Annotated in this window: 17 protein-coding genes and 2 pseudogenes; 11 read left to right on the top strand and 8 right to left on the bottom strand. The window is 70.4% G+C overall.

Annotated features, from left to right (window positions below):
* Nucleotides 1-46 precede the first annotated feature (46 nt).
* Nucleotides 47-1,573: an amino acid permease gene (locus GPA10_RS12220; RefSeq protein ID WP_058850691.1), complete on the bottom strand. Its 1,527-nt coding sequence runs from the start codon at nucleotides 1,571-1,573 to the stop codon at nucleotides 47-49.
* 102 nt (nucleotides 1,574-1,675) lie between these two features.
* Complete coding sequence (locus GPA10_RS12215; protein ID WP_343040705.1) at nucleotides 1,676-2,734, bottom strand: hypothetical protein; 1,059 nt, start codon at nucleotides 2,732-2,734, stop codon at nucleotides 1,676-1,678.
* 1,051 nt (nucleotides 2,735-3,785) lie between these two features.
* Here GPA10_RS12215 and GPA10_RS12210 point away from each other — a divergent pair.
* Entirely contained in the window at nucleotides 3,786-4,250 is a 465-nt protein-coding gene (locus GPA10_RS12210; RefSeq protein ID WP_157165503.1) for a cyclic nucleotide-binding domain-containing protein, read from the top strand.
* Nucleotides 4,251-4,279: 29 nt separating this feature from the next.
* Here GPA10_RS12210 and GPA10_RS12205 read toward each other — a convergent pair whose 3' ends face one another.
* Both GPA10_RS12205 and GPA10_RS12200 read right to left on the bottom strand, forming a co-directional pair.
* Complete coding sequence (locus GPA10_RS12205) at nucleotides 4,280-5,392, bottom strand: methyltransferase (RefSeq protein WP_157165562.1); 1,113 nt, start codon at nucleotides 5,390-5,392, stop codon at nucleotides 4,280-4,282.
* Between the two features lie 233 nt (nucleotides 5,393-5,625).
* On the bottom strand, nucleotides 5,626-7,050 hold the full coding sequence (locus tag GPA10_RS12200) for an MFS transporter (protein WP_157165502.1): 1,425 nt from the start codon (nucleotides 7,048-7,050) through the stop codon (nucleotides 5,626-5,628).
* Nucleotides 7,051-7,324: 274 nt separating this feature from the next.
* Between GPA10_RS12200 and GPA10_RS12195 the strand changes: the two genes are divergently transcribed.
* Nucleotides 7,325-8,008, top strand: a complete 684-nt coding sequence (locus GPA10_RS12195) for a TetR/AcrR family transcriptional regulator (protein ID WP_157165501.1) — start codon at nucleotides 7,325-7,327, stop codon at nucleotides 8,006-8,008.
* Between the two features lie 93 nt (nucleotides 8,009-8,101).
* Nucleotides 8,102-8,720 (top strand): annotated as a pseudogene (locus GPA10_RS12190) (EF-Tu C-terminal domain-related protein); the annotation flags it as partial.
* A 204-nt stretch (nucleotides 8,721-8,924) separates the two neighbouring features.
* Here the strand turns inward: GPA10_RS12190 and GPA10_RS12185 are convergent.
* Nucleotides 8,925-9,782 carry a maleylpyruvate isomerase family mycothiol-dependent enzyme gene (locus tag GPA10_RS12185; RefSeq protein ID WP_157165500.1) on the bottom strand — a complete coding sequence of 286 codons (858 nt, stop codon included), beginning with the start codon at nucleotides 9,780-9,782 and terminating at the stop codon, nucleotides 8,925-8,927.
* A gap of 255 nt (nucleotides 9,783-10,037) precedes the next feature.
* On the opposite strand from GPA10_RS12185, the gene GPA10_RS12180 reads away from it, so the two are divergent.
* Nucleotides 10,038-10,628: a lytic polysaccharide monooxygenase auxiliary activity family 9 protein gene (locus GPA10_RS12180; protein WP_058850769.1), complete on the top strand. Its 591-nt coding sequence runs from the start codon at nucleotides 10,038-10,040 to the stop codon at nucleotides 10,626-10,628.
* A 198-nt stretch (nucleotides 10,629-10,826) separates the two neighbouring features.
* Here the strand turns inward: GPA10_RS12180 and GPA10_RS12175 are convergent, their stop codons facing one another.
* The 3 genes and pseudogenes from GPA10_RS12175 to GPA10_RS12165 all read right to left on the bottom strand — a co-directional run bounded on the left by GPA10_RS12175 (nucleotide 10,827) and on the right by GPA10_RS12165 (nucleotide 13,256).
* Entirely contained in the window at nucleotides 10,827-11,261 is a 435-nt protein-coding gene (locus GPA10_RS12175) for a VOC family protein (protein WP_157165499.1), read from the bottom strand.
* A 146-nt stretch (nucleotides 11,262-11,407) separates the two neighbouring features.
* On the bottom strand, nucleotides 11,408-12,583 hold the full coding sequence (locus GPA10_RS12170; RefSeq protein WP_157165498.1) for an ABC transporter substrate-binding protein: 1,176 nt from the start codon (nucleotides 12,581-12,583) through the stop codon (nucleotides 11,408-11,410).
* 296 nt (nucleotides 12,584-12,879) lie between these two features.
* Nucleotides 12,880-13,256, bottom strand: a pseudogene (locus tag GPA10_RS12165) (nuclear transport factor 2 family protein).
* A 222-nt stretch (nucleotides 13,257-13,478) separates the two neighbouring features.
* Here GPA10_RS12165 and GPA10_RS12160 point away from each other — a divergent pair.
* The 7 genes from GPA10_RS12160 to GPA10_RS12130 all read left to right on the top strand — a co-directional run bounded on the left by GPA10_RS12160 (nucleotide 13,479) and on the right by GPA10_RS12130 (nucleotide 22,667).
* Nucleotides 13,479-14,276: a thymidylate synthase gene (locus tag GPA10_RS12160; protein ID WP_343040704.1), complete on the top strand. Its 798-nt coding sequence runs from the start codon at nucleotides 13,479-13,481 to the stop codon at nucleotides 14,274-14,276.
* Entirely contained in the window at nucleotides 14,273-14,815 is a 543-nt protein-coding gene (locus GPA10_RS12155) for a dihydrofolate reductase (RefSeq protein ID WP_157165497.1), read from the top strand. The genes GPA10_RS12160 and GPA10_RS12155 overlap by 4 nt, the downstream gene beginning before the upstream one ends.
* Nucleotides 14,816-15,173: 358 nt before the next feature.
* Complete coding sequence (locus GPA10_RS12150; RefSeq protein ID WP_246259021.1) at nucleotides 15,174-16,982, top strand: B12-binding domain-containing radical SAM protein; 1,809 nt, start codon at nucleotides 15,174-15,176, stop codon at nucleotides 16,980-16,982.
* 36 nt (nucleotides 16,983-17,018) lie between these two features.
* Nucleotides 17,019-19,157, top strand: a complete 2,139-nt coding sequence (locus GPA10_RS12145; RefSeq protein ID WP_157165496.1) for an oxidoreductase — start codon at nucleotides 17,019-17,021, stop codon at nucleotides 19,155-19,157.
* Nucleotides 19,147-20,682, top strand: coding sequence for an AMP-binding protein (locus GPA10_RS12140; RefSeq protein ID WP_157165495.1), 1,536 nt, complete (start codon nucleotides 19,147-19,149; stop codon nucleotides 20,680-20,682). The genes GPA10_RS12145 and GPA10_RS12140 overlap by 11 nt, the downstream gene beginning before the upstream one ends.
* Nucleotides 20,679-22,151 carry an MFS transporter gene (locus GPA10_RS12135; protein ID WP_157165494.1) on the top strand — a complete coding sequence of 491 codons (1,473 nt, stop codon included), beginning with the start codon at nucleotides 20,679-20,681 and terminating at the stop codon, nucleotides 22,149-22,151. Before GPA10_RS12140 ends, GPA10_RS12135 begins: the two co-directional genes overlap by 4 nt.
* Before the next feature lie 60 nt (nucleotides 22,152-22,211).
* On the top strand, nucleotides 22,212-22,667 hold the full coding sequence (locus GPA10_RS12130; RefSeq protein ID WP_157165493.1) for a hotdog domain-containing protein: 456 nt from the start codon (nucleotides 22,212-22,214) through the stop codon (nucleotides 22,665-22,667).
* Nucleotides 22,668-22,670 lie beyond the last annotated feature (3 nt).

The raw sequence follows: 22,670 nt of genomic DNA, 5'->3' as shown, positions 1-22,670 counted from the left end.
GCAGACGTCGCAGTCGTCGCGGGTACGGCCTTCGGGGTCGCTGTCATCAGATGATGCCTTCGAACTGCTTGTCCTCGCTGGGAGAACTGGAGCGGGGCACATGGTACGAGCCGCGTCCGAAGCGCCGCCACAGGGCCGCGATGAGGAAGGCCACCACCACGGCGACGGGGGTGTAGTTGAAGGTGGTGGCGGTGACCGGGCTGCTCTGCGGCAGCAGGAACAGCACCGTGACCGCGCCCGCCCACAGCACCGCCACCCACCCGATCGGCCGGCTCCAGCGGCCCAGGTTCCAGGGGCCCGGGGAGAACCGGTCACGGTGGATGAGCCGCAGCAGTACCGGGATGGCGTACGCCGAGGTGAATCCTACGACCGAGATCGCAGTCACCGCCGAGAACGCCGTCGTGGAGTACAGGGACGGCAGCGCGAGCAGGAAGGCCACGGCGACCGCGAGCCAGACCGCGTTGGCGGGGATGGCGGTGCGGCGGCTGACCTTCTTCCAGAGCGCCGACCCGGGCAGGGCGCCGTCCCGGGCGAAGGCGTAGATCATCCGGCTGGCGCTGGCGGTCACGGTGTAGCCGCACAGGAACTGGGCCACGATGATCACGAGGAGGAGGGACTTCGCCGCCGCCATGCCCAGCGCGTCCAGCAGGATCTGCGCGACCGGGACGCCGGTCGGGCCGTCGAGGGTCGTGGCGTAGTCCTGGATGGCGAAGAGGAGCGTGGTCAGCAGGATGCCGCCCGCGATCCAGGACACCGCCACCGAGCGGAACACCCCGCGGGCCGCGGCGACGGAGGCGTGGTTGGTCTCCTCGCTCAGGTGGGCGGAGGTGTCGTAGCCCGCCAGGGCGAAGACGGGCAGCAGCATGCCCAGCAGGATCACGTACACCGGCGCGCTCCAACCGGTGTTGTTGGTGAACTCGGTGAAGACGAAGCCGGCCGACTGGTGGTGGGAGGGCACGAGCGCCAGGGAGCCGATGATGACGACGGCCCCTGCCAGGTGCCACCACGCGCTCACGGACGTCAGGATGTTCATCAGCCGGGTCCCGAAGAGGTTCAGGACCGCGTGCAGCGCGAGGATGACCGCGTACAGGGCGAGCAGGGAGCCCGGCGTCGGCGTGTAGCCGAACTGCAGGTTCATCCACGCGGCGGTGAACGTCGCGATGCCGTAGTCCTGGGCGGCGATTCCGCCGAGCAGGCCGAGGAGGTTGAGCCAGCCGGTGTACCAGCTCCACCGCTCGCCCCCGAGCTGGCGGGCCATGTAGTACAGGCCACCGCTGGTCGGGTAGCGGGAGGTGATCTCGGCCAGGGCCGCGGCCAGGCACAGCACCAGCGGCCCGATGGCGAGCCACCCCCAGGTGATCACGGCGGGGCCGCCCGAGTTCAGGCCGTAGCCGAAGAGCAGCAAGGTCCCCGACATGATCGAGATGACCGACAGGGACGCGGAGAAGTTGCCGAACGCCCCCATCCTGCGGTGCAGTTGCTGGGTGTAGCCGAGCGACTGGAGGATGCGCGCGTCCTCCCCGTCGTCATGGGCCGGGTTCGGCTGCTGGCGCTGCGTTCGTACCGAGGTCATGGGTTCTCCGCACAGGAAAGCTGGAAGGAGGGGTGCAGGCGGGGTGGCCGCAGGGCCGGCGGCGGGACGCGGTGGCGCCCGCACGGGGGCCGCGGCCGGCGGTCATGGGCGTTCTCCCGTGTGCCGCGGGTGGGATCTCAGGCAGGCGTCACGGTCCTCCTCGAATGCCTTCCGCCACTGGTCCTTGGGGTGCCGGGCGTCGGACTGCCACGGGGCGGGCGTGGCGAAGTCGCCGATGGCGTCGAACACCTCGGTCGCCCACTGGGGGAAGCCGCCCCGCGCCAGGGCGTAGGCGAGATAGTTGAGATCCAGCTGGGAACTGGTGGCCGGATCGCACGTCCGGAACCAGCCCTCGAAGGCCTGCGTGACGGCCCGGGTGGTGTCCTCCCTGGTCCACAGCAGGTTCAGCGTGACCTCGTTGCCTTTGTCCCGTCGCTCGCGGTGCTCCTGCACACGGGCGTAGAGGGGCAGCAGGAGCAGGGGCGAGTCGGGCGGCGCGAAGGAGACCGTCCAGCGGGCGAAGTCCACCGCGACGGCCTGTCGTCCCGCAGGACCCGGGCGGGCCTGGAGCGCCTGGGACATGCGGTGCCAGGCCTCGCGGTTGAAGGGATCCCGCTGGTGCACCTCCCCCAGCAGTCCCCACGGCCCGCTCGGCAGCAGGTACTCGTGGGGTGGCGGAGGCGTGTGGTGCTCCGGGTGGCGCCCCGTCGTGTCCGTTTCGGCCAGGGCGAGGCGGCAGATCCAGGGCACCGCGTCGTGCGGATTCCCCTCCCCCGCCTTGTGGCACGCCTGCCGGGCCCGGTCTGCCAGCTTCTCCAGGTCCCGGGCCTGCGGTGAGCCTTGCGCCCACTGTCCGCGGTGGGCCTGCAACACCCGTTCGGTGGCGACTCTGGCGTACATCACCCGGGCGGCGAGGCTCTCCGGCTCCTCCTTCAGCCACAGCTCCACGACGTTGGTCTGCGCGGCGACCACCCCGAGGACCTGCGTACGGGACGTCCACTGCGGCCAGTTGCCCGTCCGGGCAAGGACCTGCCGCATCTGCATCCAGTAACCCGCCTGGATGTCCTGCACCGCCGCGTAGAGGTCTCTGTCTCGGCCGGCCGGGTTCGAACTCGCCATCAGCGTCGCCGGCCGCTGCGGTCCAGCGGGGGATGTGAGCACGACACCGGACGGTGTGCGCTGGCGGCCATAGGCGGAGGATCCTTCGGGCAGTCGGGACGAGGTGGCACGGTCGTGCGGAGACAGCGGCGGAGGGCCGATGGCGCGGGGCGGAGACTACCGCCGGCGCATCACCCGTACGGTGGCCGTCGCCCTTGGCCATTGCGAAGGCTGTCGCCCTTGGCCATAGCGAACGCCTGACAGGTACTTAAGTGCCTGAAGAGGCGCATGACCAGAGAATCCCAAGATTGTTCGGGTGCTCAGACGCACGTTTCGGCCATGCGGTAGGCGAACGTCGCCATCCGTGACCGAACCCGTCGGCCGACGGCGCTCACTCGGCGCGCCGACGCGGCACGAACGTCCGCGGGCACGCGCTCACAGGCCTGCCGAACACGACCGCTGCCCTGAGCGCAGGCGGGCGGGGGACTCAAGTGGCCTGCTGTTTCCCTGCGTTCGGGGTGCAGCGCTACCGGCTGGCGCGCCGACAGCGCGCCAGTCGGATCACCGCGCGCCGGACGGTCGACCGCGCGCCGGACCAGCGGGGCGGTCCGGCGACGCAATACACGACCGCTCACCACGAGCGCGCCCAGTTCAGTCCATTGCGGACCCGCCGAGACCGATCGGACAGAGGTCGCCCGCCACCGCGGCAGTCCGGGATCGGGCATCCCCGGGCCAGTACGTCGAACGCGAGATCATTCGGCCAGTTTTGATGTGCCCGTCACCGATCGTGATCGGGCGAACGCCGCGAGGTGTCAATCATGAGGCGCGGCGGACACAACGCGGACAGCGGGGCAAATTGGTGTGGACCAGTAGGGGTCGGTGCGGCCTGAAAGGACCTAGCCTGGGGGGAGCCGGCCGCCCGCCCCCCTTGGCGGCCGGTGGGCTCCCGTGGCCGCCCCCCGGCGCGGGAGCCGCAGGGCACAGCCGGCACCGGTGTACGCGTCGCGGTGCCGAAAGGCCCGCCCGAGGGTGCCGAAGGACCCTGGGTCCCGGATCGGCCGCGGAACATCATGGAGAGAGAAGTGGCAAGCGCTCACACCCTCTTGGAGGCGCCATGTCCCTCTCGTCCCTGCCGAGCACGCTCCGCTCGCTGCCTCCGGCAGATCAGCTCCGTCTGATGGACACCGCTCGCGAGGTGTCGTTCCCCATGGGCAGCCGACTCTTCGAGGAAGGCGGGCACGCCGACCGGTTCTGGATCATCCGCTCCGGCTCGGTCGCACTGGACCTGCGCGTTCCGGGACGCCGCGCGGCCGTGATCGAGACCCTCGGTCACGACCAACTCGTCGGCTGGTCCTGGATGTTCTCCCCGCACACCTGGCATCTCGGCGGCGAGACGACGTCCCCGCTGCGCGCCTACGAGTTCCCCGCTGCCGCCGTGCGGGGAATGTGCCAGGAGGACGCCGAGTTCGGGCGGCACATCGCCGAGTGGGTGGGGGGCGTCGTCGCCCTCAGGCTGCATGCGACGCGCACGCGGCTCCTGGATCTGTACGCGCCCTACGGCAGCGGTAGCAGCCTCTGACCGCGCGTCGCGCACGGGCCTGAGGGAGCTCAGGAGCCGCCCGCTCCCGCCGCGTCGTCGATGGCCTGGGCCTCGACGACGCTCAGGACCGTGGGCGTGGGCAGGACCCGGGTCAGACGCAGACCCGCCTCGGCGAACAGGGCACGGAAGTTCTCGTGCGTGCGCTCGCGGCCGACCAGCGAAGTCATCATCAGGAGGTCCAGGTCCTTGGCCTGATGAGGGCGGTTGTCGGCCACGATGACCGCGTCCACCACCAGGACCCGTCCTCCCGGAGCGAGCGCGCGGCGGCAGGCCCGCAGCAGACGGACGCACTGCTCGTCCTGCCAGTCGTGCAGGATGCGCTTGAGGAGGAGGACGTCGCCCTTGGGTACGTCGGTGAAGAAGTCGCCCTCCGCCGTGGACCACCGCCCGGCGAGCGCCGCGTCGTCCCCCAGCTCGTGCCCCGCCAGGACGTGGGCCTGGTCGTACAGGACGCCGTCGAGGCCCGGTCCCGCGCGCAGCACGGCGGCGAGGAAACCGCCCTGGCCCCCGCCGACGTCCACGACGGTGCCGGTCTCCGGGAAGTCGTAGGCGGCGGCGATCGGCCCGTTCTCCACGCCGGACATGGCCGCCATGCCGTCGTGGAACACGGCGGCGGTCTTCGCGTCCTGGGCGAAGTGGTCGAAGAACGGCTGGGTGAAGATGTCCTCGAAGACGGACTCGCCGGTACGCAGGCACTGGTCCATCCTGCCTGCCGGGAGCCAGAACGTACGGTCGGTGATCATGAGGATTCCGTCCCGCACCGACCCGGGCACATCGGACCGCAGCGCCTGCCCGGACGCCTCGAGGCGGAATCGTCCTTGCTCGTCCTCGGCGAGCAGGCCCCGCGTGGCGAGCAGCCGCAGCACCCGGGTCAGTGCCGCGGGATCCGTCTCAGTGGCGGCGGCCAGGGCGGTAGGGGTGCGCGGCCCGTCGGACAGGTGGTCCGCCACGCGTGTGAGCGCCACCGCCCTCAGCGCGGCAGGGAACACGAAGCCGAGCGCCGCATCGATGAGTGCCGCGCCTCCCCCGTCTCCGCCGCGCACGCGGTCCGTGCCGTCCGTGCCGTCCGTACCGTCCACACCTTCGGCGCCGTCCACCGCCCGCCGACCAGCCGTGCCCATGTCGCCCATCGCCCTGGCTCCTTCCGCTGCCGTGCCCCGTCGAGCACAGCCGTGCCCGGTCGAGCACACCTGTGCCCGGTCGAGCACAGCCGTGCCCAACAGCCCGCCGCCTCAACCCGGTTGGCCCGAGGGCGCTCACCAATGGCGCATAGTGAGCCGTCGCCGAGCGAGGCCGGTCCTGGCCTGCCGGTCCTGGCCTGCCAGTCCTGGAGTACCGGTCCCGGCGCGGACCCTCAGGAGACGGGCACTCCGCCCCGGTCGGGGCGCGGCACGCGGCGCGGGTGGATGAGTGTGATCGTGCTGAGTACGGCGACGGCCGCGAGGGCCGCGGACGTGCCCATGACGGCTCGGGCGCCGTCGGTCACGGCCCGGCTGCCGTCACCGCCGTGCAGGGTGAAGACCACGCCGAGCGCCGCGGTACCGATGCCGGCGCCGAGGGAGGCGAGGGTGGAGACGGTCCCCGCGACCATGCCGACCCGTTCGGGGGCCGTGACGCGTACGGCGACGGCCATGACAGGCGCACCGGCGATCCCACCGCCCGCTCCCCAGGCGAGCAGCGGCAGAAGCAGGGCCCACCACGGCGTGCCGGGGGTGATGAGCAGCGCCAGAGCGGCGAGGCCGACACCTTTGAGCAGGTAGCCGGAGCCGATCACCAGGCCGGGGGCCCAGTGGCTGAGCAGTTTGGAGCCGACCATGCCCATCGCGATCTGGGCGAGGAAGATCGGGGTCATGAGGAGGCCCGCGGCGGTCGGGCTCAGGTTGAGGCCGTCGGAGAAGTACAGCACCAGGTAGACGGAGCCGCCGATGGTCAGGACGCGGGAGAGGAGGATGGCCAGCATGGCTCCGGAGAACGCGGGGCGGCCGAACATCCGCAGGTCCAGCGTGGGCGCGGGCACGCGGAGCTGGACGAAGGCGAAGGCGGCCAGCGCCAGGCAGGCGGTCAGCAGCACCGCGGTGTCCTGGCCGGACCACGACGCGTCGCCGTCACGGAGCATCAGCAGGGTGGCCGTGCCGAGGCCGAGCATGAGCAGCAGGCTGCCGGTCCAGTCCGGCCGCCCGGCGTCCGGTGCCGACGGCGCGGGCGGCGCGGAGGGCAGCACGCGTACGGCCAGCACCCAGGCAGCCGCCCCGAGCGGCAGGTTGACCGCGAAGACCGCCCGCCACCCGAAGGTGTCGGCCAGTACCCCGCCGAGGGTCGGGGCGAGCAGGCCGGCCGCGGTCGCGAAGGACCCCCAGGCTCCGATGGCGAGGTCGCGCTCCTCGCCTTCGTAGCGGTCGGAGAGCAGGGGGATGCCGTTCACCATGATCGCCGCCGCGCCGGCGCCCTGGACCACGCGGGCGACGTCGAGCCACAGCAGGTCCGGCGCCACCGTCGCGGCCAGTGAGGCCGCGGTGAACACGGCGATCCCGGCGAGGAACAGCGGCCGCCTGCCCCACCGGTCCGACAGGCTTCCGACGACCTGGGTGAGCGCGCCCATGGCGACCATGTACGTCACCACCACGGACTCGGCCGACGCCCCGTCCGCGAGCTCCGTACTGATCAGTGGAAGCCCGATGGCCACGATGGTGAGGTCGACGACCACCAGGCCCGTGGACGCCATCACGAGCACCAGGACCCCGCTCAGTGGCGGGAGCCGACGGGATCTACGAGCAGGCATGCGGAATTCGACCTCCGGGCGTGGACGTGCGCGAGCAGGCGTGCGGGCGCACGCGGGCAGGTGTGCGCACACGCACACAAGCTCACGTGGGCAGGTGCGCGGGCACGCACACAAGCTCACGTAGGCAGATGCGCGGGCACGCACGCAAGCTCACGTGGGCAGGTGCGCGGGCACATGCGTCAGTGGGCGTGATCTGGCGTACGCGGCCAGCCTGGTGGCTCCGACCACTAAAGTCAACATGTGTGAAGTTCAAGTGGGACCGTAGGCTGACGCCATGCCTGCCACCTCCCGCCGCCGCCCCGCCACGCGCAAGGGCCGCCCGGTCCTGACCCGCGAAATCATCGCCGCCAAGGCTCTGGAGACGGCGGGCGCGGAGGGGTTCCCGGCGCTCACGATGCGCGCCCTGGCCGCCGACCTCGGTGTCACCGTGCGGGCGCTGTACAACTACGTCGAGGACCGGCAGGACGTCGTCCACCTCGCCGTCGATCTGATGCTCAGCTCCTGGAGCCCGCCGCCGCTGCGCGCCGCGACGTGGGAGGCGTCCGTCGCCGACTACGCCGGCTCGCTGCGCGAGCTGTACCGCCGCTGGCCCCGCGCCCTTCTCGTCTCCCTCGACGAGGACACTCCCCCGGCCTCGGTGCACCCCAACCGCCTGCTCAACCTGGACCGCTTCCTCGCGCTCCTGCGGGACATCGGCCTCGGCATCCCGGCGGCGCTCGCGGCCCACCGCCATCTCTCCCTGCTCGTCCTGTCGTTCGCCCTCCTGGTGGACCAGCCCGCGGCCCGCGCCGGAGCCGACCGGAGCGCACTCGTGCCCGACACCTGGCTGGAGGGCCACGCCGACCTCGACCTCCCCGCGCTCCGTGAGGCCGCCGCGCTGCCCCTCCCCACCGCCGACGAGCAGTTCGACCAGCTGGTCCGCGCCGTCGTCACCCAGATCCGCAGCGAACTGGCCTGAAATCGGCGGACGGCGACTCCGGGCGTCAACCTGACGGCGACGCCCAGAACCGGCATGGGCGCACGCACCTCCGCTCCGACCATCGGCACGATCGGGCACGTGGACTACATCAAGAACATGATCACGGGTGCCGCGCAGATGGACGGCGCCATCCTCGTGGTCGCCGCCACCGACGGCCCGATGCCGCAGACCAAGGAGCACGTGCTCCTGGCCCGCCAGTCCAGTGTTCCGTACATCGTCGTCGCCGCGAGTTCCCGGGCGACGACCTGCCGGTCGTCAAGGTCTCCGCCCTCAAGGCGCTGGAGGGCGACCCGGAGTGGACCAAGACGGTCGTCGAACTGATGAAGGCCGTGGATGAGAACGTCCCGGAGCCGCAGCGCGACGTCGACCAGCCGTTCCTGATGCCGATCTAGGACGTCTTCACCATCACCGGCCGCGGCACGGTCGTCACCGGCCGGATCGAGCGCGGTGTCCTGAAGGTCAACGAGACCGTCGACATCAAGGCCGAGAAGACCAGTTCTCCTTCCGTACGACGGACGTGACCGGCGTCGTGACCCTCCCCAAGGGCACCGAGATGGTCATGCCCGGTGACAACGCCACCATGAACGTCTCGCTCATCCAGCCGGTCGCCATGGAGGAGGGGCTGCGGTTCACCATCCGCGAAGGAGGCCGCACGGTCGGCGCGGGCCAGGTCACCAAGGTCACCCGCTAGACGGATCGCGCCGCCCGCTCGTCCCGGCGGACCACGGCCACGCCACGACCACGTCGTAGTCATGCTCGTGGCCGTGGTCATGACTGTGGCCGTGGCCATGACCATGGACACAGCCGGGGACATGGCCGGGGACATGGCCGGGGACACGGCCGGGGACACGGCCGGGGACATGAAGATGAACGCAGTCGACAGGCGCTGTCGCGGTCAGTGGACGATCGACACGATCCGGCAGGCCGCCTCCGCCAGTTGACGGTCGCCGTCGACGCGGACGCGGGTCAGGGCGGCCTCCGGCTGGATCCCGCGGGTGCACAGGCGCCAGGCCGTCTCCGCGTCCATCCTGACGACCGCGGCGGGCCGTTCGGCGGGCGGCTCGGCGAGCGACCAGGTGGAACCGGTGGCCGTCGCCGACCAGTTGCCGCCGGCCGGTCCGTCGACGCGTACCTGGACCTGGGTGCCGACCCGCGCGGCGACCCCGCGCAGGGTGTGCGGCAGGGCCCGCATGAAGGTGTCGAGAACCACGGAGAGGAACCTCGGATCTGGGTCGGTGCCCTGGCCGACCGCGTGCCGGATCTGCTGGCGGTGGGTCCAGAACTCGGTGAGGTCCCGGGCGCTGTCCAGCCACATCGGCGCCGGGTCGACCCCGGCCCAGGACACCCCGAGGGACGGGGCGTCGGGATCGGTGGCCTCGAAGAACCGGGCGACCTGCCCGCCGATGAGATCGAGGGTCGCGGTGAGCGCGCCCGGACTCACCCTGCGATGGGCGTCGACCCACTCGTGGTTGACGCGGTGGATGAACGCTTCCAGGGGCTCACCCGGCGCGAAGGAGGGACCTTCCCGGTGGCCGTCGCGGTCCCGGGCCAGGCGGCCGTAGAAGTCGCCGAGAAGGTGGGCGGCGAGATCTCGGACGGTCCAGTCCGGTACGGCTTCCCTGGCCCAGTCGGCGGGCGCCAGGCCGCGCAATGTGGCCATCAACGCGGCCTGTTCAGGGGCGAACAGACGGCGGGCGTCGATCGGGGCCCCGAGCCAGGAGGGGCTCAGCACGTCATTGGCCTGTGCGTTCATGGATGAAGACTGCCCACCCGACGCGTCGACGGCCACTCAATATCCGCTGGAGCGGACCTGACCGGCACCCACCATTGGTATGGACATGCTCAAATCGTCAAGCTACTCTCAGACTTGGTCTAGACCGCGTCGGACGCTCGCCCTCCGGTTGTTGCCGTACTGCCACCTTGTTCTCACCGTCAGCCCCGGCAGTACGACCGAGGTGGGTGTCCGCCCCCTTCCGCAACCTCCGGACCACGGGAGCACTCCATGCGCATGCGCAAGAAGCTCACCTCGTTACTCGTCGGCCTCGGCATCGCCGGGTCGACGATGCTCGCCACCAGCGGCAGCGCCCAGGCCCACGGTTACACCGACTCGCCCATCAGCCGCCAGCAGTTGTGCGGCAACGGGACCGTCCGCAACTGCGGGCAGATCCAGTGGGAGCCGCCGAGCGTCGAGGGACCCAAGGGATTCCCCGCGCGCGGGCCCGCCGACGGCCGCATCTGCGCGGGCGGCATCGGGCGCTTCTCCGAGCTGGACGACCCGCGCGGCGGGAACTGGCCGACCACCAAGCTGACCGCGGGCCAGAGCCACACCTTCGTCTGGCGGATCACGGCACGGCACGCCACCACCGACTTCCGCTACTACATCACCAAGGACGGCTGGGACGCGACCAAGCCGCTGACCAGGGCCGACCTGGACCCGCAGCCGTTCCTCTCGGTGCCCTTCGGCGGCCGTCAGCCCGGCGCCACGGTCACCCACTCCGGCGTCCTGCCCCAGAAGACAGGCCGGCACCTGATCCTCGGCGTCTGGACCATCGCCGACACCGGCAACGCCTTCTACGCCTGCTCCGACGTGCGCTTCTGACATCCCTCGGCCAGGGGCTCGCACACCGCTCCTGTTCCCGTCGCCCCCCTGGGTCCGCGGGTGTTCAGCACCGGGACTGCTCCGCCCCCGGGTCGGCCATCGACCCGGGGGCGGACCGCGTGCCGTGCCGGAATCCGACCCTCGCGCGGCGTCAAGGGTCACTCACGCAAGGCGCTCAGGACCGCACGCTCAAGCCTCTCAGTCGAGGCAGAACTCGTTGCCCTCGACGTCCTGCATCAGCAGGCACGACTCGTTCTCCTCATCGGCGGCCAGAAGGCGCAGGCGTACGGCACCCAGCGCGACAAGCCGCGCGCACTCGGCTTCGAGCACGGCGAGGCGCTCCTCTCCCACGAGCCCCGTGCCGACCCGCACATCGAGGTGCACCCGGTTCTTGACGGCCTTGCCTTCGGGTACGCGCTGGAAGAACAGTCGCGGGCCGACACCTGTGGGATCGCTGCACGCGAACCACGAGCCCCGGTTCTCGGGCGCCAGGGATGCGTTGTAGCCGTCCCAGGTCGCGAACCCCTCCGGAGGCGGCGGCGCCACGTACCCCAGCACCTCGCACCAGAAGCGCGCCACACGTTCGGGTTCCGCGCAGTCGAAGGTGACTTGGAACTTCTTGATCGAAGACATCGGCGCACCCTACCAGGGGCCCATCCGCTCATTCCTCGCCGTTTCCCTGCTGCTTCCCCGCTGCTTCCCCGCTGCTTCCCCGCTGTGGATCGTCCTGTTGGCGCGAGGTCCGTGCGGGCCGCCGAGGGCGGCGGGCGTCAGCCCGCTCAGCCGGTGTGCAGGACCCGGAACCGGTCGCGTTCCGCCGGGTCTCGATCGACGACTTGAACCGGCGGCCAGGTCCACTGCCAGACACCGGTGCCCGGCGTGCGGGAGAACTGGATCCGACCGCGGGTGCCTTCGACGGCAACGCTCGGCCAGGCTCGGGCGATGCTCGCCCGGTCGGCTCCGTGGGACCGCAGCACATCCGTGAGGACGACGATCGCGTCGTAGCCCTCGAAGGCCACGAAAGAGGGCGCTTCGGCCAGTCGTCGGCGGAGGGCGCGCTCGACGCGTACGCCGAGTGGGCCCAGCCGCTCGGGCAGATAGCGCAGGAACGGGACGGCGGCGCCCTCGTCGCCCAGGGACGACGCCCACCCGGCGAACTCCGGCTGTCCCGCCGGAGCACCGATCAGGGTCCCGGCGAGGCGCCGGTCGCGGCGGACGGCCCCGACGATCGACACCGCCGGCTCCGGCACCCCCGCGAGAAGAAGGAGAGCTGTCGCGCGATGCTCGACGAGGGCGTCGCACACGGCCGCCGGGTCGAGTTCGTTCACGTCGAGTTCGACGACGGTGCCGCCGCGCGGAGTGAGGTGGTCCCGCAGGATGCGGGCCCCGGACGCCCAGTAGACACTCGGCTGGGACGCCACGGCGATACGGCTGTGCCCCGCGGCGAGCAGGAAGTCCGCGTAGATCCGCCAGCCGTGGGACTGTGCCGGTGCGAGCCGTGCGACCCGGTCCGTCGGCTGCCCGGTGAGCGCGTCGATGACCGCCGACGAGCACAGGAACGGCAGTCCGACCGCGTCGGCCCTGGCGGCAGCGGTGCGAGCGACGACGCTGTGGTACTCCCCCACCACGGCGGCCACGCCCAGACCGGCCAGTTCGTCGACGGCCGCCGCGGCGCGCTGCGGATCGGCCGCGGTGTCCCGTACCACCAACTCCAGTGGGCCTCCGCCGATCCCACCGGCGCCATTGACCTCGTCGACGGCCAGTTCCAGACCTGCGAGCAGGTGTCGGCCCGCCTCGACCCAGCCGGGCCGCGACAGCGGAACGAGGGCTCCGATCCGGATGGACGGGCCTTCGGGGCGCAGCACTTCAGGTGACGTGGGCCGCTCCTCGGGTGACGCGGGCCGCGTTTCAGGCGATGCGGGCCGCACGTCAGGCGACGATGCTGGCGAACTCATGCGGTGCCGCCTCCCCTGCGACGGTGCGGCTGCCGTTCGCCCGGAGTGCGGAGTGGCGAGGCCGGTCGGTATGCGTTCTTCTCTTCCCGTCGTGACGGGTACGCCTGGCTGATCATGCCGGACATTGCATCCGTCGTCAGCCTGGGCGGACAACCGATTATCAGTCGGCCGACCGCTGCGCCGGAGAACCTCTGCGGCGATCTCGTCCGCGGGCCGGTCGTCGGTGTCCACTCGCAGATCGCGCAGGCCGCCCGAGCCGCCCAGACCGGTCAAGCCGGTCAAGCCGCCCAGACCGTTCAGGAAGCGGACGCCCCGATTTCCCCAGCGAAGACGACGACCTGGTCGATGAGGTTCTGCCGGAGGTGGACGACATCCGTTCCCGCGAGGCGTGGGCCTCCGTCCGGGGTGGTGAAGACCCACTGGTAGCGGGCCCACTCGCCCGGCATGTCCACTGCCGAACAGCGCACCATCGTGCCCGTGCCCGCCGGGTGGCGCCGGATGTCCAGGACGAACCGCTCGACCGCCTCGATCCCGTCGACGCGGCCCAGCGGCCCCCAGAACACCACGTCAGGAGTCAGCGCCTGGGAGAGCAGCGAAACCACATAGCTGTCGTTCAGGCGTTGAACGCGGAGAGGAACGTGTCGATCGCGGACTGTGCGGTCTCTTCATGCATGCACCAGTCATACCCGACGCTGCACGGCCGTCATACCCACCAACGCTGTACGGCGGTCGTACCCGACGCTGCGCGGCGGTCGTACCCGGCGCTGCGCGGAACACGCCCGGCCCGTACGCCGCCTCCTCCGCAGGCCCACGGCCTGCGCGACGCGGCCGTCGGCCCGCGCCGCGCGAGGCCCGCGATCAGGCCACCCGGTCACAGCGCGTAGACTCGGCGCCTGTGGCGGACACCCAATACGAAGACTTGTTGCAGCTGGTACTCACCTCCGGAACAGCCAAGGCCGACCGGACGGGCACCGGCACCCGAAGTGTGTTCGGGCACCAACTACGCTATGACCTCTCGCAGGGGTTTCCGCTGGTCACCACCAAAAAGGTGCATCTCAGGTCCATCGTGCACGAGCTGCTGTGGTTCCTGAACGGCGACTCGAACGTGCGCTGGCTCCAGGAGCATGGCGTCACCATCTGGGACGAGTGGGCCGACGCGAATGGTGACCTCGGGCCGGTCTACGGCGCCCAGTGGCGTTCCTGGCCCACGCCGGATGGCAGGCACATCGACCAGATCAGCGACGTCCTGGAGACACTCCGCAAGGACCCGGATTCCCGTCGGATGATTGTCTCCGCCTGGAATGTCGCCGAGCTGGACAAAATGGCTCTCGCGCCGTGTCACGCCTTCTTCCAGTTCTACGTCGCCGACGGCAGGCTCTCCTGCCAGCTGTACCAGCGCAGTGCGGACCTGTTCCTCGGTGTTCCGTTCAACATCGCCAGCTACGCCCTGCTCACGCACATGGTGGCGCAGCAGGTCGGCCTCGAACCGGGTGACTTCATCTGGACCGGCGGTGACTGCCACATCTATGACAACCACGTGGAGCAGGTGACCGAGCAGCTCTCGCGCACCCCGTACGCGTTCCCCGAGCTGCGTCTGCGCCGCGCCGTCTCGCTCTTCGACTACGCCTACGCCGACGTGGAGGTGCTCGGCTACGAGCACCACCCGGCCATCAAGGCACCGGTCGCGGTATGAGCGTCGGGCTGATCTGGGCGCAGACCTCCGGTGGTGTGATCGGCGCGGACAACGCGATTCCGTGGCGGCTGCCGGAGGACATGGCTCACTTCAAGGCCACCACTCTCGGTCGTCCGGTGGTGATGGGGCGCAAGACGTGGGACTCGCTGCCGCCGCGCTTCCGTCCGCTGTCCGGCAGGCGCAACATCGTGGTGACGCGTGACCCGCGGTGGGCGGCCGAGGGAGCGGAGCGCGCCGGTTCCGTCGCGGAGGCCCTGGAACTCGCAGGCCGGCCGACGGAGGCGGGCGCCGCGACCGCTCCTGCCGCGGCACCGGTGGAACCGGCAGCTCCCGCCGCGGTCTGGGTGATCGGAGGCGGTCAGATCTACCGTGCCGCCCTGGAGCACGCGACGACCCTCTCGGTGACGGAGGTCGACGCCACCGTCAACGGCGACACCTACGCCCCCACCCCGGATGCGGGATGGCAGGTCACGGAGGACTCCGGCTGGCTGACCTCCACTTCCGGGCTGCGCTATCGCATCCGTACGTACACACGGTGACAGACCGTACGCACACTCCGTACTAGAGCCTGTCGTCAAACTCCCTCCTCAGCCGGCACCTGCTGCCGGGAACCCGACATCCGTCCTGGGAATTAGGTGTGCGACGCACGGTCGTCGGCCGCCGCCCGGAGCGGCGGCATTGATCACCGTTCACCGGGCGATCAAGGCGGCGTTGTGTTCCCGCAGGCCACCCCCGGTCCGAAGAGCGCATTCCCGAACTCACCCGTCCCACTAACGCCGAAGCGCGGAGATCCACTGTGGGGCAACCTTTAGCCGACCGGCCCTTGACAAACCTTTAGGGTGGCGGAAAAGATGGTGAATCTTGAACTGGCGAGCAGAGAGCCAGGGGAGGCCGTGAATGACCATCACGGAACAGCCGTCGACGTCGCGACTCGAGGCGGATCTTTTTCTTCTGCACGCGCCCAGTGTCTATGACTTCCGCGAGCGCGACGACATGCTGTTCGCTTATCTGAGTGACAGCGACAGCGTCAATGTCACCTCGGTCTACGAGATTTACCCCATCGGCTGGTTCTCCATAAAGCAGCGCCTGGCCGATCACGGGTTCGACACAAAGATAGTGAATGTCGCCTCGTTGATGCTGCTGCATCCCGAAATGGACGTCGAGCGATTACTCGCCCGCTTCGAGGCACCGATCTTCGGGTTCGACCTGCACTGGATGGCGCACTGCCACGGCTCGGTCGAGCTCGCGGCCGTCGTGAAGGCAGTGCACCCCGACGCGCTCACGATCTTCGGCGGCATCTCGGCGACGTACTACGCCAAGGAACTGATCGAGTACCCGAGCGTCGATGTCGTCGTCCAGGGCTACGACACCCTCGACCCGGTCACCGAGCTGGTCACCAGGGTCCGGCAGGGCAGCAGGGACTTCCGGGCCATCCCGAACCTGCTGTACAAGGCCGACGGCGCCGTCCGGACCACGGGTTTCTCGCACACGCCGGACAACAACTACAACAACGTCCGCAACGACTGGTCGTACTACCGCGAGGCGGCCGACGGCGGGCCGTCGGCGTCCAAGCTCATCATGACCCTGCCCAACACCGGCTGCGCGCACGACTGCGGCTGGTGCGGCGGTTCCCGATTCGCCTACCGCAACATCATGGGCGTCCGCAGGACCCTGGTGCAGAAGGACAACGATCTGGTCGTCGAAGAGCTGCGCACCATGCGGGAGGCGGCGAAGCGCACCTCGATCTACGCGCTGCAGTGCTATTCCGAGAACAGAACGCGGATGCACCAGTACCTGGACGCCGTGAAAGAGCTCGGATACAAGAGCGTCCACTTCGAGCAGTTCAGCCTGACGCCACCCGACATCCTCAAGAAAATGGGCGAGTCGACGGATTCCTACATCATGCTCTCCCCCGAGTCCCACGACCTGAGAATCAGCAAGGCCGCCGGTCGTGGGAACTACACCATGGAGCAGATGGAGGAATGGATTCCGAGGGCTCTGGATGCCGGTGTGAAAGGCATCATGATCTGGTTCTTCATCGGCATGCCCCATCAGGACCGGCAATCGGTCATGGACACGATCGCGTACTCGGAACGCATCATCCGGAAATTCGGCGGCTGGGCCGCCCTTCCGCTCATCTGCCCCATGGTGCCTTTCCTCGACCCGGGGTCACAGTTCTTCGAGGAGCCGGAGAAACACGGCTACCGTATCCACCACCGCACACTCGAAGAACACCGCCAGGCCATGATCGAACCCCTCTGGTACCGGCGGCTGAACTACGAGACGAACTGGCTCAGCAGGCGGCAGCTCCAGGACGTCTCCTATGAGGCGATCACACGCCTGGTGGAGATCAAGGGTGAGTACGGAGTCCTCCCCGCGGGGTTCTGCAAGGCCGTCCTCGGAACGATCGACGAGACACGGGAACTGCTCGGGGAGATGGAGAAGGCCCTCCTGCTCGACAAGGAGCTGCCCGCCGACCTCCGGGACGAGATCCTGCGCTACAACCGCAAGGTCCTGTCCTACACGAACGACCAGATCATGCCGGTTCCCCGGCCGCTCGGCGGCCGGTGGTTCGACGACGCCACGGTCCCGCCACAGCTGATCGAGGACATCCTGGCGCCGTCGGCCGCCACGGCCCGGTCCACGGAGCGCGGTGCGTCGTCCACGGAGCGCGGTGCGTACACAGAACGTGATGAAAGGTCATGAACGTCTGCAGGGGCGCCCGGTGCGGGGGAGGTCGAGGTGCGGATCGCTGTGATCGGTGGTGGTCCCGGTGGGCTGTACTTCAGCTTGCTGGCCCGGCAGTTCGGCCCCGCGCGGGAGATCACCGTCTGGGAGCGGAACGCGCCCGATGAGACGTTCGGGTTCGGGGTGGTCCTCTCCGACCAGGCGCTCGGCGGGATCGAGCACGCGGATCCGGCCGTGGTATCCGGGATGCGGCCGATGCTCGCCCGGTGGGACGACATCGCCGTGCACTTCCGCGGCACCACGTTCACGGCGGGCGGGAACGGGTTCGCCGCGATGAGCCGGGCGGCGCTGCTCCTGACCCTGCAACGGCGCTGCGCTCAACTCGGTGTCCCGGTGCGCTACAGCAGCGAGATCACCGACGTGGACGCCCTCGCCGCCGACCATGACGTAGTGGTGGCCGCCGACGGCGCGAACTCCCTGATCCGTGAGCGGTACGCCGACGCCTTCCGGCCCACGGTGGAGACCGGGAAGTGCCGGTACATCTGGCTGGGCAGCGACCTGGAGCTCGACTCGTTCAAGTTCTACGTCGTGGACACACCGGGCGGAGCCGTACAGGTGCACGCCTATCCCGACTCCGGGCACACCAGCACCCTGATCCTGGAGCTGTCCGAACCCTCCTGGCGCGCGGCCGGGTTCGCGGCCGCCGCTCCCCCGCGGCTCTCCCCGGGAGAGAGCGACGAACGCTCGATCGGCATCATCGCCGAACTGTGCAAGGAGATCCTGGACGGGCACAAGCTGTACGGGAACAACTCGCGCTGGCTCCGCTTTCCCACCGTGCGGTGCGACACCTGGCGGCACCGCAACGTCGTCCTGATCGGCGACGCGGCGCACACCGCGCACTTCTCCATCGGCTCGGGCACCAAGATAGCGATGGACGACGCGCTGACCCTGGCCAGGAGCCTCCAGGAGCAGCCGAGCACGAGAGCGGCCCTGGCCGCGTACGAGGCCGAGCGCCGCCCGGCGGTCGCCTCCCTCCAGCGCGCCGCGCAGGCCAGCCGGGAGTGGTTCGAGAACGTCGACCGCTACACCCACCAGGAACCGCAGCAGTTCGCGGTCAACCTCCTGACCCGCAGCCGCCGGGTGTCCTACGCCAGTCTGCGCCGGAGGGATCCTACGTTCATCGCCCGTGCGGAACGGTGGTTCGCCGACGCGGCGGGGGGCCCGGTGGCCCCCGGCCCGGCGAGCGCGCCCGGCCACGGCAGCGCATCCGACGGGACGAGCCCGCCCATGCTCCAGCCGTTCACGCTCGGCGGCCTCGACGTCGTCAACCGTGTCGTGATCGCCCCCGGCGGGGCAGCCGGAGTGTTCCCCGCCCGCGACGGTGTGCCGGGTGACCTTCAGCTCGTGTACCTGGGCGGTGCCGCCCTCGGCGGGGCCGGTCTGGTGATGACCGGGCCGGTGTCCGTGTCCGCCGCGGGCACGGACGCCCGCGGCGGTGCCGGGCTGTTCAGCGGTGAACAGGTCTCCGGGTGGCGGCGGGTGGTGGATTTCGTCCACACCCACTCGCCGGCGAAGATCGGTGTGCGGCTCGGCTACTACGGCCCCGACGGCGCCACCAAGCCCCTCGGCGAACTGCGACGCGAGTTCGCCGCCGCGGCCCGGCGCGCCGCCGCCGGATTCGACCTGCTGGAACTGGACTGCGCCCACGGCCGTCCGCTCTCCGCGCTCCTGTCCCGCATGTCCCTGACTCCCTCCGCCGACCGGGTCCGCCGCGCCCTGGAGGTCTTCGCCGCGATCCGCGCCGTGTGGCCCGCCGAGCGGCCGGTCAGCCTGCGCATCGCACCCGCTCAGTGGTGTCCGGGCGGCCACGGCGTCGACGCGGTCACCGGGATCGCGAACGAGTTCGCGGCACGCGGCGCGGCGGCGGTCCACGTCTGTGCCGGGACGCGGGCCGACCGGGACGTGTACGCGGACCGGCTCCGCAACCAGGCCGGGGGCAAGGGCGCGTTCGCCGTGATAGCGGCGGGATCGATCGCGGCGTCCGACGTCGACACGATCGTCCTGGCAGGGCGCGCGGACCTGTGCGTCGTCGACCAGCCGACGGTGGACTCGCCCTGGCTCGCCCTGCGCGGGACACCGGACCGTGCCATCTCGAAGAGTGGTCATGACGGAGGAGGATGCCGTGCTCCCTAGCGCAGATCTCGGCCTGCTGCCGGGAATCGCCGCCGAAGACCATGGCGGGGTCACCCTGTGTGCGGACACGCCGTGGATCTCGGCGTGCCGTTCCCCGGAGACGGTGGGCGACTTCGCGGCGGTCGTCGCGGACTACGCCGACCGGTTGTGGGGTGCCGGAGTGCGGCCGGGCGCGGTGGTCGCCCTGGTCAAGTCCAATCACTTCGACATCCAGGCGATCCAGTGCGCCGTCGCCCGTATCGGTGCGCTGCCCGCGCTGCTTTCGGTGACGATGGAGCCGGCCGACCTCGTGTACTGCCTCAAGGAACTCCAGCGGCCCTACCTCCTGATCGACACCGACGGCGCCGCGGTTCTGCGTCCCTGGCAGGGGCAGTGGGGCGAGGTCGCCGCCCGGGTCCTCGCACTCACCCCCGAGGCCGCGGTGGCAGGCGCCGTCGAGCTCGGCGAGTCGGCGCCCCATCGGATCACCCGCCGCTCCGGCTCGGACCGGACCCTCATCACGCACTCCTCCGGCACCACCGGGAAACCCAAGCTCCTCGTGCACACGGTGGACTCCCTGTACGCCCATGTAGCCCCGCAGATAGGGGTGGTGCAGTCCCTCGGCAGCGCCGGGATCAGCGCGAAGTGCCTGTCGTTCGTGCATGTGCGGATGTCGTCCGGGCTCCTGACCGTGCTCAACACCGGGCTGCCGTTCCTCGGCATCACCTCCCCGGACCTGCCGTCGGTGCGCGAGGCGCTGCTGCGGTACCGGCCGGAGGCACTGGAGGCGCAGCCGAACATGTTCCTGCGCTGGGAAGCACTGGCGCGCGAGACACCCAGTCCGTTCAGCACGGTCGAGCGGTACATCAGCAGCTTCGACGCGATCCACCCGCGGACGCTGCGGACCCTCCTGGAGGCGTCGGACCGCCCGGACCCGACCTTCATCCAGGCGTACGGACAGACCGAGACCGGCCCGGTGACGATCCTGATGACCACCCGCTCCGACCTCCACGAGCGGGGGCGGCTCAACTCCCGCGACGTGGGTACGGCGTTCCCCGGCATGGAGATCCGCGTCGTGGACGACGCCGGGTCGCCGCTCCCGGCCGGTGCCCCCGGGCACATCGAGGTCCGCACCCCCGCCCGCGCCGAGTCGATGATCGGCCGTGCGCCGCTGCCGGGACGTGAGACCTGGTGGCCCATGGGCGACATCGGCGCGCTCGGCGCGGACGGCCATGTGGAACTCCTCGACCGGCACGTGGACCAGGTCCTCGGCGTTCCCAGCACCCTGCGCGCCGAGGACGTCCTGCTCGACGAGCTCCCCGAGCTGGCGGAGGTCGTCATCGTCTCCGTGGAGGGGACGGTCACCGCGGTGGCGGCCACCACCGACGGCAAACCGGTCGACGAGGGCCGCTGGCAGCAGGCCCGCGACGCGGCGGAGCTGCCGCGGAACACCAGGGTCGAGTATCGGCCGTGGGACGACTTCCCGCTCACCGGCACGATGAAGGTCCGCCGGCACCGGCTCCTACCGCACGGAGCCCCCGGATGAGCGGCTCCCTGACACCGACCGCGTCGACGCCCACCCGCTTCCTGCCGGCGGAGAGAAGAGCCACGGCGCTCGTGCTCGGCGCCGCCTTCATGCTGCTCGCCGACACCTCGATCGTGAACGTCGCCGTGCCCAGTCTGCAGCGGGACCTCGGCGCCGACGTGCCCGACGTGCAGCTGGTGGTCGCGGGCTACGTGGTCGCGTACGCGGTGATGCTCATCACCGGCGGCCGCCTGGGGGACCTGTACGGCAGGCGGCGCATGTTCATGATCGGCGCCGTGTCCTTCACCCTGGCCAGCCTCGCCTGCGGTCTGGCGCAGAGCCCGGAGCAGCTCATCGCCGCCCGGGTGTGGCAGGGCCTCTCGGCGTCGGTGCTGTATCCGCAGGTCATCGCGGTCCTGCACATCGCGGTGGGCGCGGAACGCCGAGGGCGCGCGTTCGCCCTGCTCGGCGCGGTGGTGAGCTGCGCCACCATCGCGGGACCGCTCATCGCCGGGCTGCTCATCTCCGCGGATGTCGCCGGGCTCCAATGGCGGCCGATCTTCCTGATCAACATTCCCGTCGGCATCGTCCTGACAGCGCTGGCGCCCCGGATGGTGCCGGCGCACAAGGGACTGCGGCTGCGTCTCGACTACGCGGGCTCGCTCACCGTCGTCCTGCTCCTCGTCGCGCTCCTCGTACCGCTCACGATCGGCCGTGACCAGGGCTGGCCGCTGTGGGGATGGCTGCTGCTGCTCTGCGTGCCGGTGCTGCTCGCCGTCTTCCTCCGGCTCGAGGCGGCCCTCGAACGGCAGGGGAAGTCACCGCTGTTGCGGCCGGGACTGTGGACGGATCCCACGTTCCGGCTGGCCCTGGCCCTGTATCTCGTGTACTTCTCCGCGGTGGTGCCCTTCTTCCTGTACTTCTCCGTCACCCTCCAGTACGGGCTCGGATACGGCGCGCTCGCGGCGGCGGCGACGATGGCACCGTACGCGGTGGGAAGCACGCTCACGTCGCTGTGGTCGGCGCGGATCGTGTCCCGCTTCGACGCGCCCCGCACCATCCTCGCCGGGTGTGTCACAGGCGTCGTCGGCAGCGCACTCATGATCGCCACGCTCGGCGGCAGCGGTTCGGGGCGGCATCTGGGGTGGGCGATGGTCCCCTCGATGGTGTTCACAGGGCTCGGGCTCGGGCTGGTGCTCGGGCCGCTGCTGAACTTCGTCCTGGCCCGGGTCCGCCACGACGACTCCGGGGCGGCCTCCGGGGCGCTGTCCACCGCGCAGCAGATCGGCTCGTCGCTGGGCGTGGCCGTGATCGGTGTGGCGTTCTTCCGGGGCTTCCGCGGGGACCTGGCGTCCCTGGACTATCCGGCGCTGCGCACCGACATGATGTTCGGCCTCGTCGTGGTGGTGACGGCGTTCGCGCTGGCCTCCGCCCTGGTCTGGCTCATCGCCCGCCGCAGCCGCTCCGGCCGGCACAGTCCCGCCCCATGACAGGGCCTCGGCGACGAGGCCGCACACCAAGGCTCCACGACCAGGAAGGTGGCAGCGTACGTGGACGGATCCTCGCCGTCAGGTGCCCTGACGATGCGGCAGAAGATGCTCGACGAGATCGCCGCCGGAGGCACTCCGGTTCCGGCCTATGTGGCGCGCCTGGCGCTCCAGGTCGTCGCGATGGAATGGCACGCTGGATTCGTCGCGGTCACCTTCCGCATCCCCGACGACCTGTGCGTCGAACCGGACGTCGCCTTCGGCGGCCATGTCGCCGGCATCCACGACCAGGCCGCGGGCTTCGTCCTGTGCAGCCTCCTGGAGGACGACATGATGTTCGTGACGACCCGCCTGGACGTGCGGTACCTGACGGTGACACGCCCCGGAGAGGTACGCGCCGAGGCCAGGCTGCACATGATGAACGAGCGCTCCGCCGACGTACGTGTCTCACTGACGCAAGCCGGAAGGGTGACGAGCGAGTCGCTCGTCACCGAAGCGATCAGGAAAGTCAGAAGGTGACCA

This window comes from Streptomyces typhae (assembly GCF_009755605.1).
Lineage (GTDB): Bacteria > Actinomycetota > Actinomycetes > Streptomycetales > Streptomycetaceae > Streptomyces > Streptomyces typhae.
Note: the sequence above shows the minus strand (reverse complement) of the source record. Positions and strands in the feature narration are given on the sequence as shown.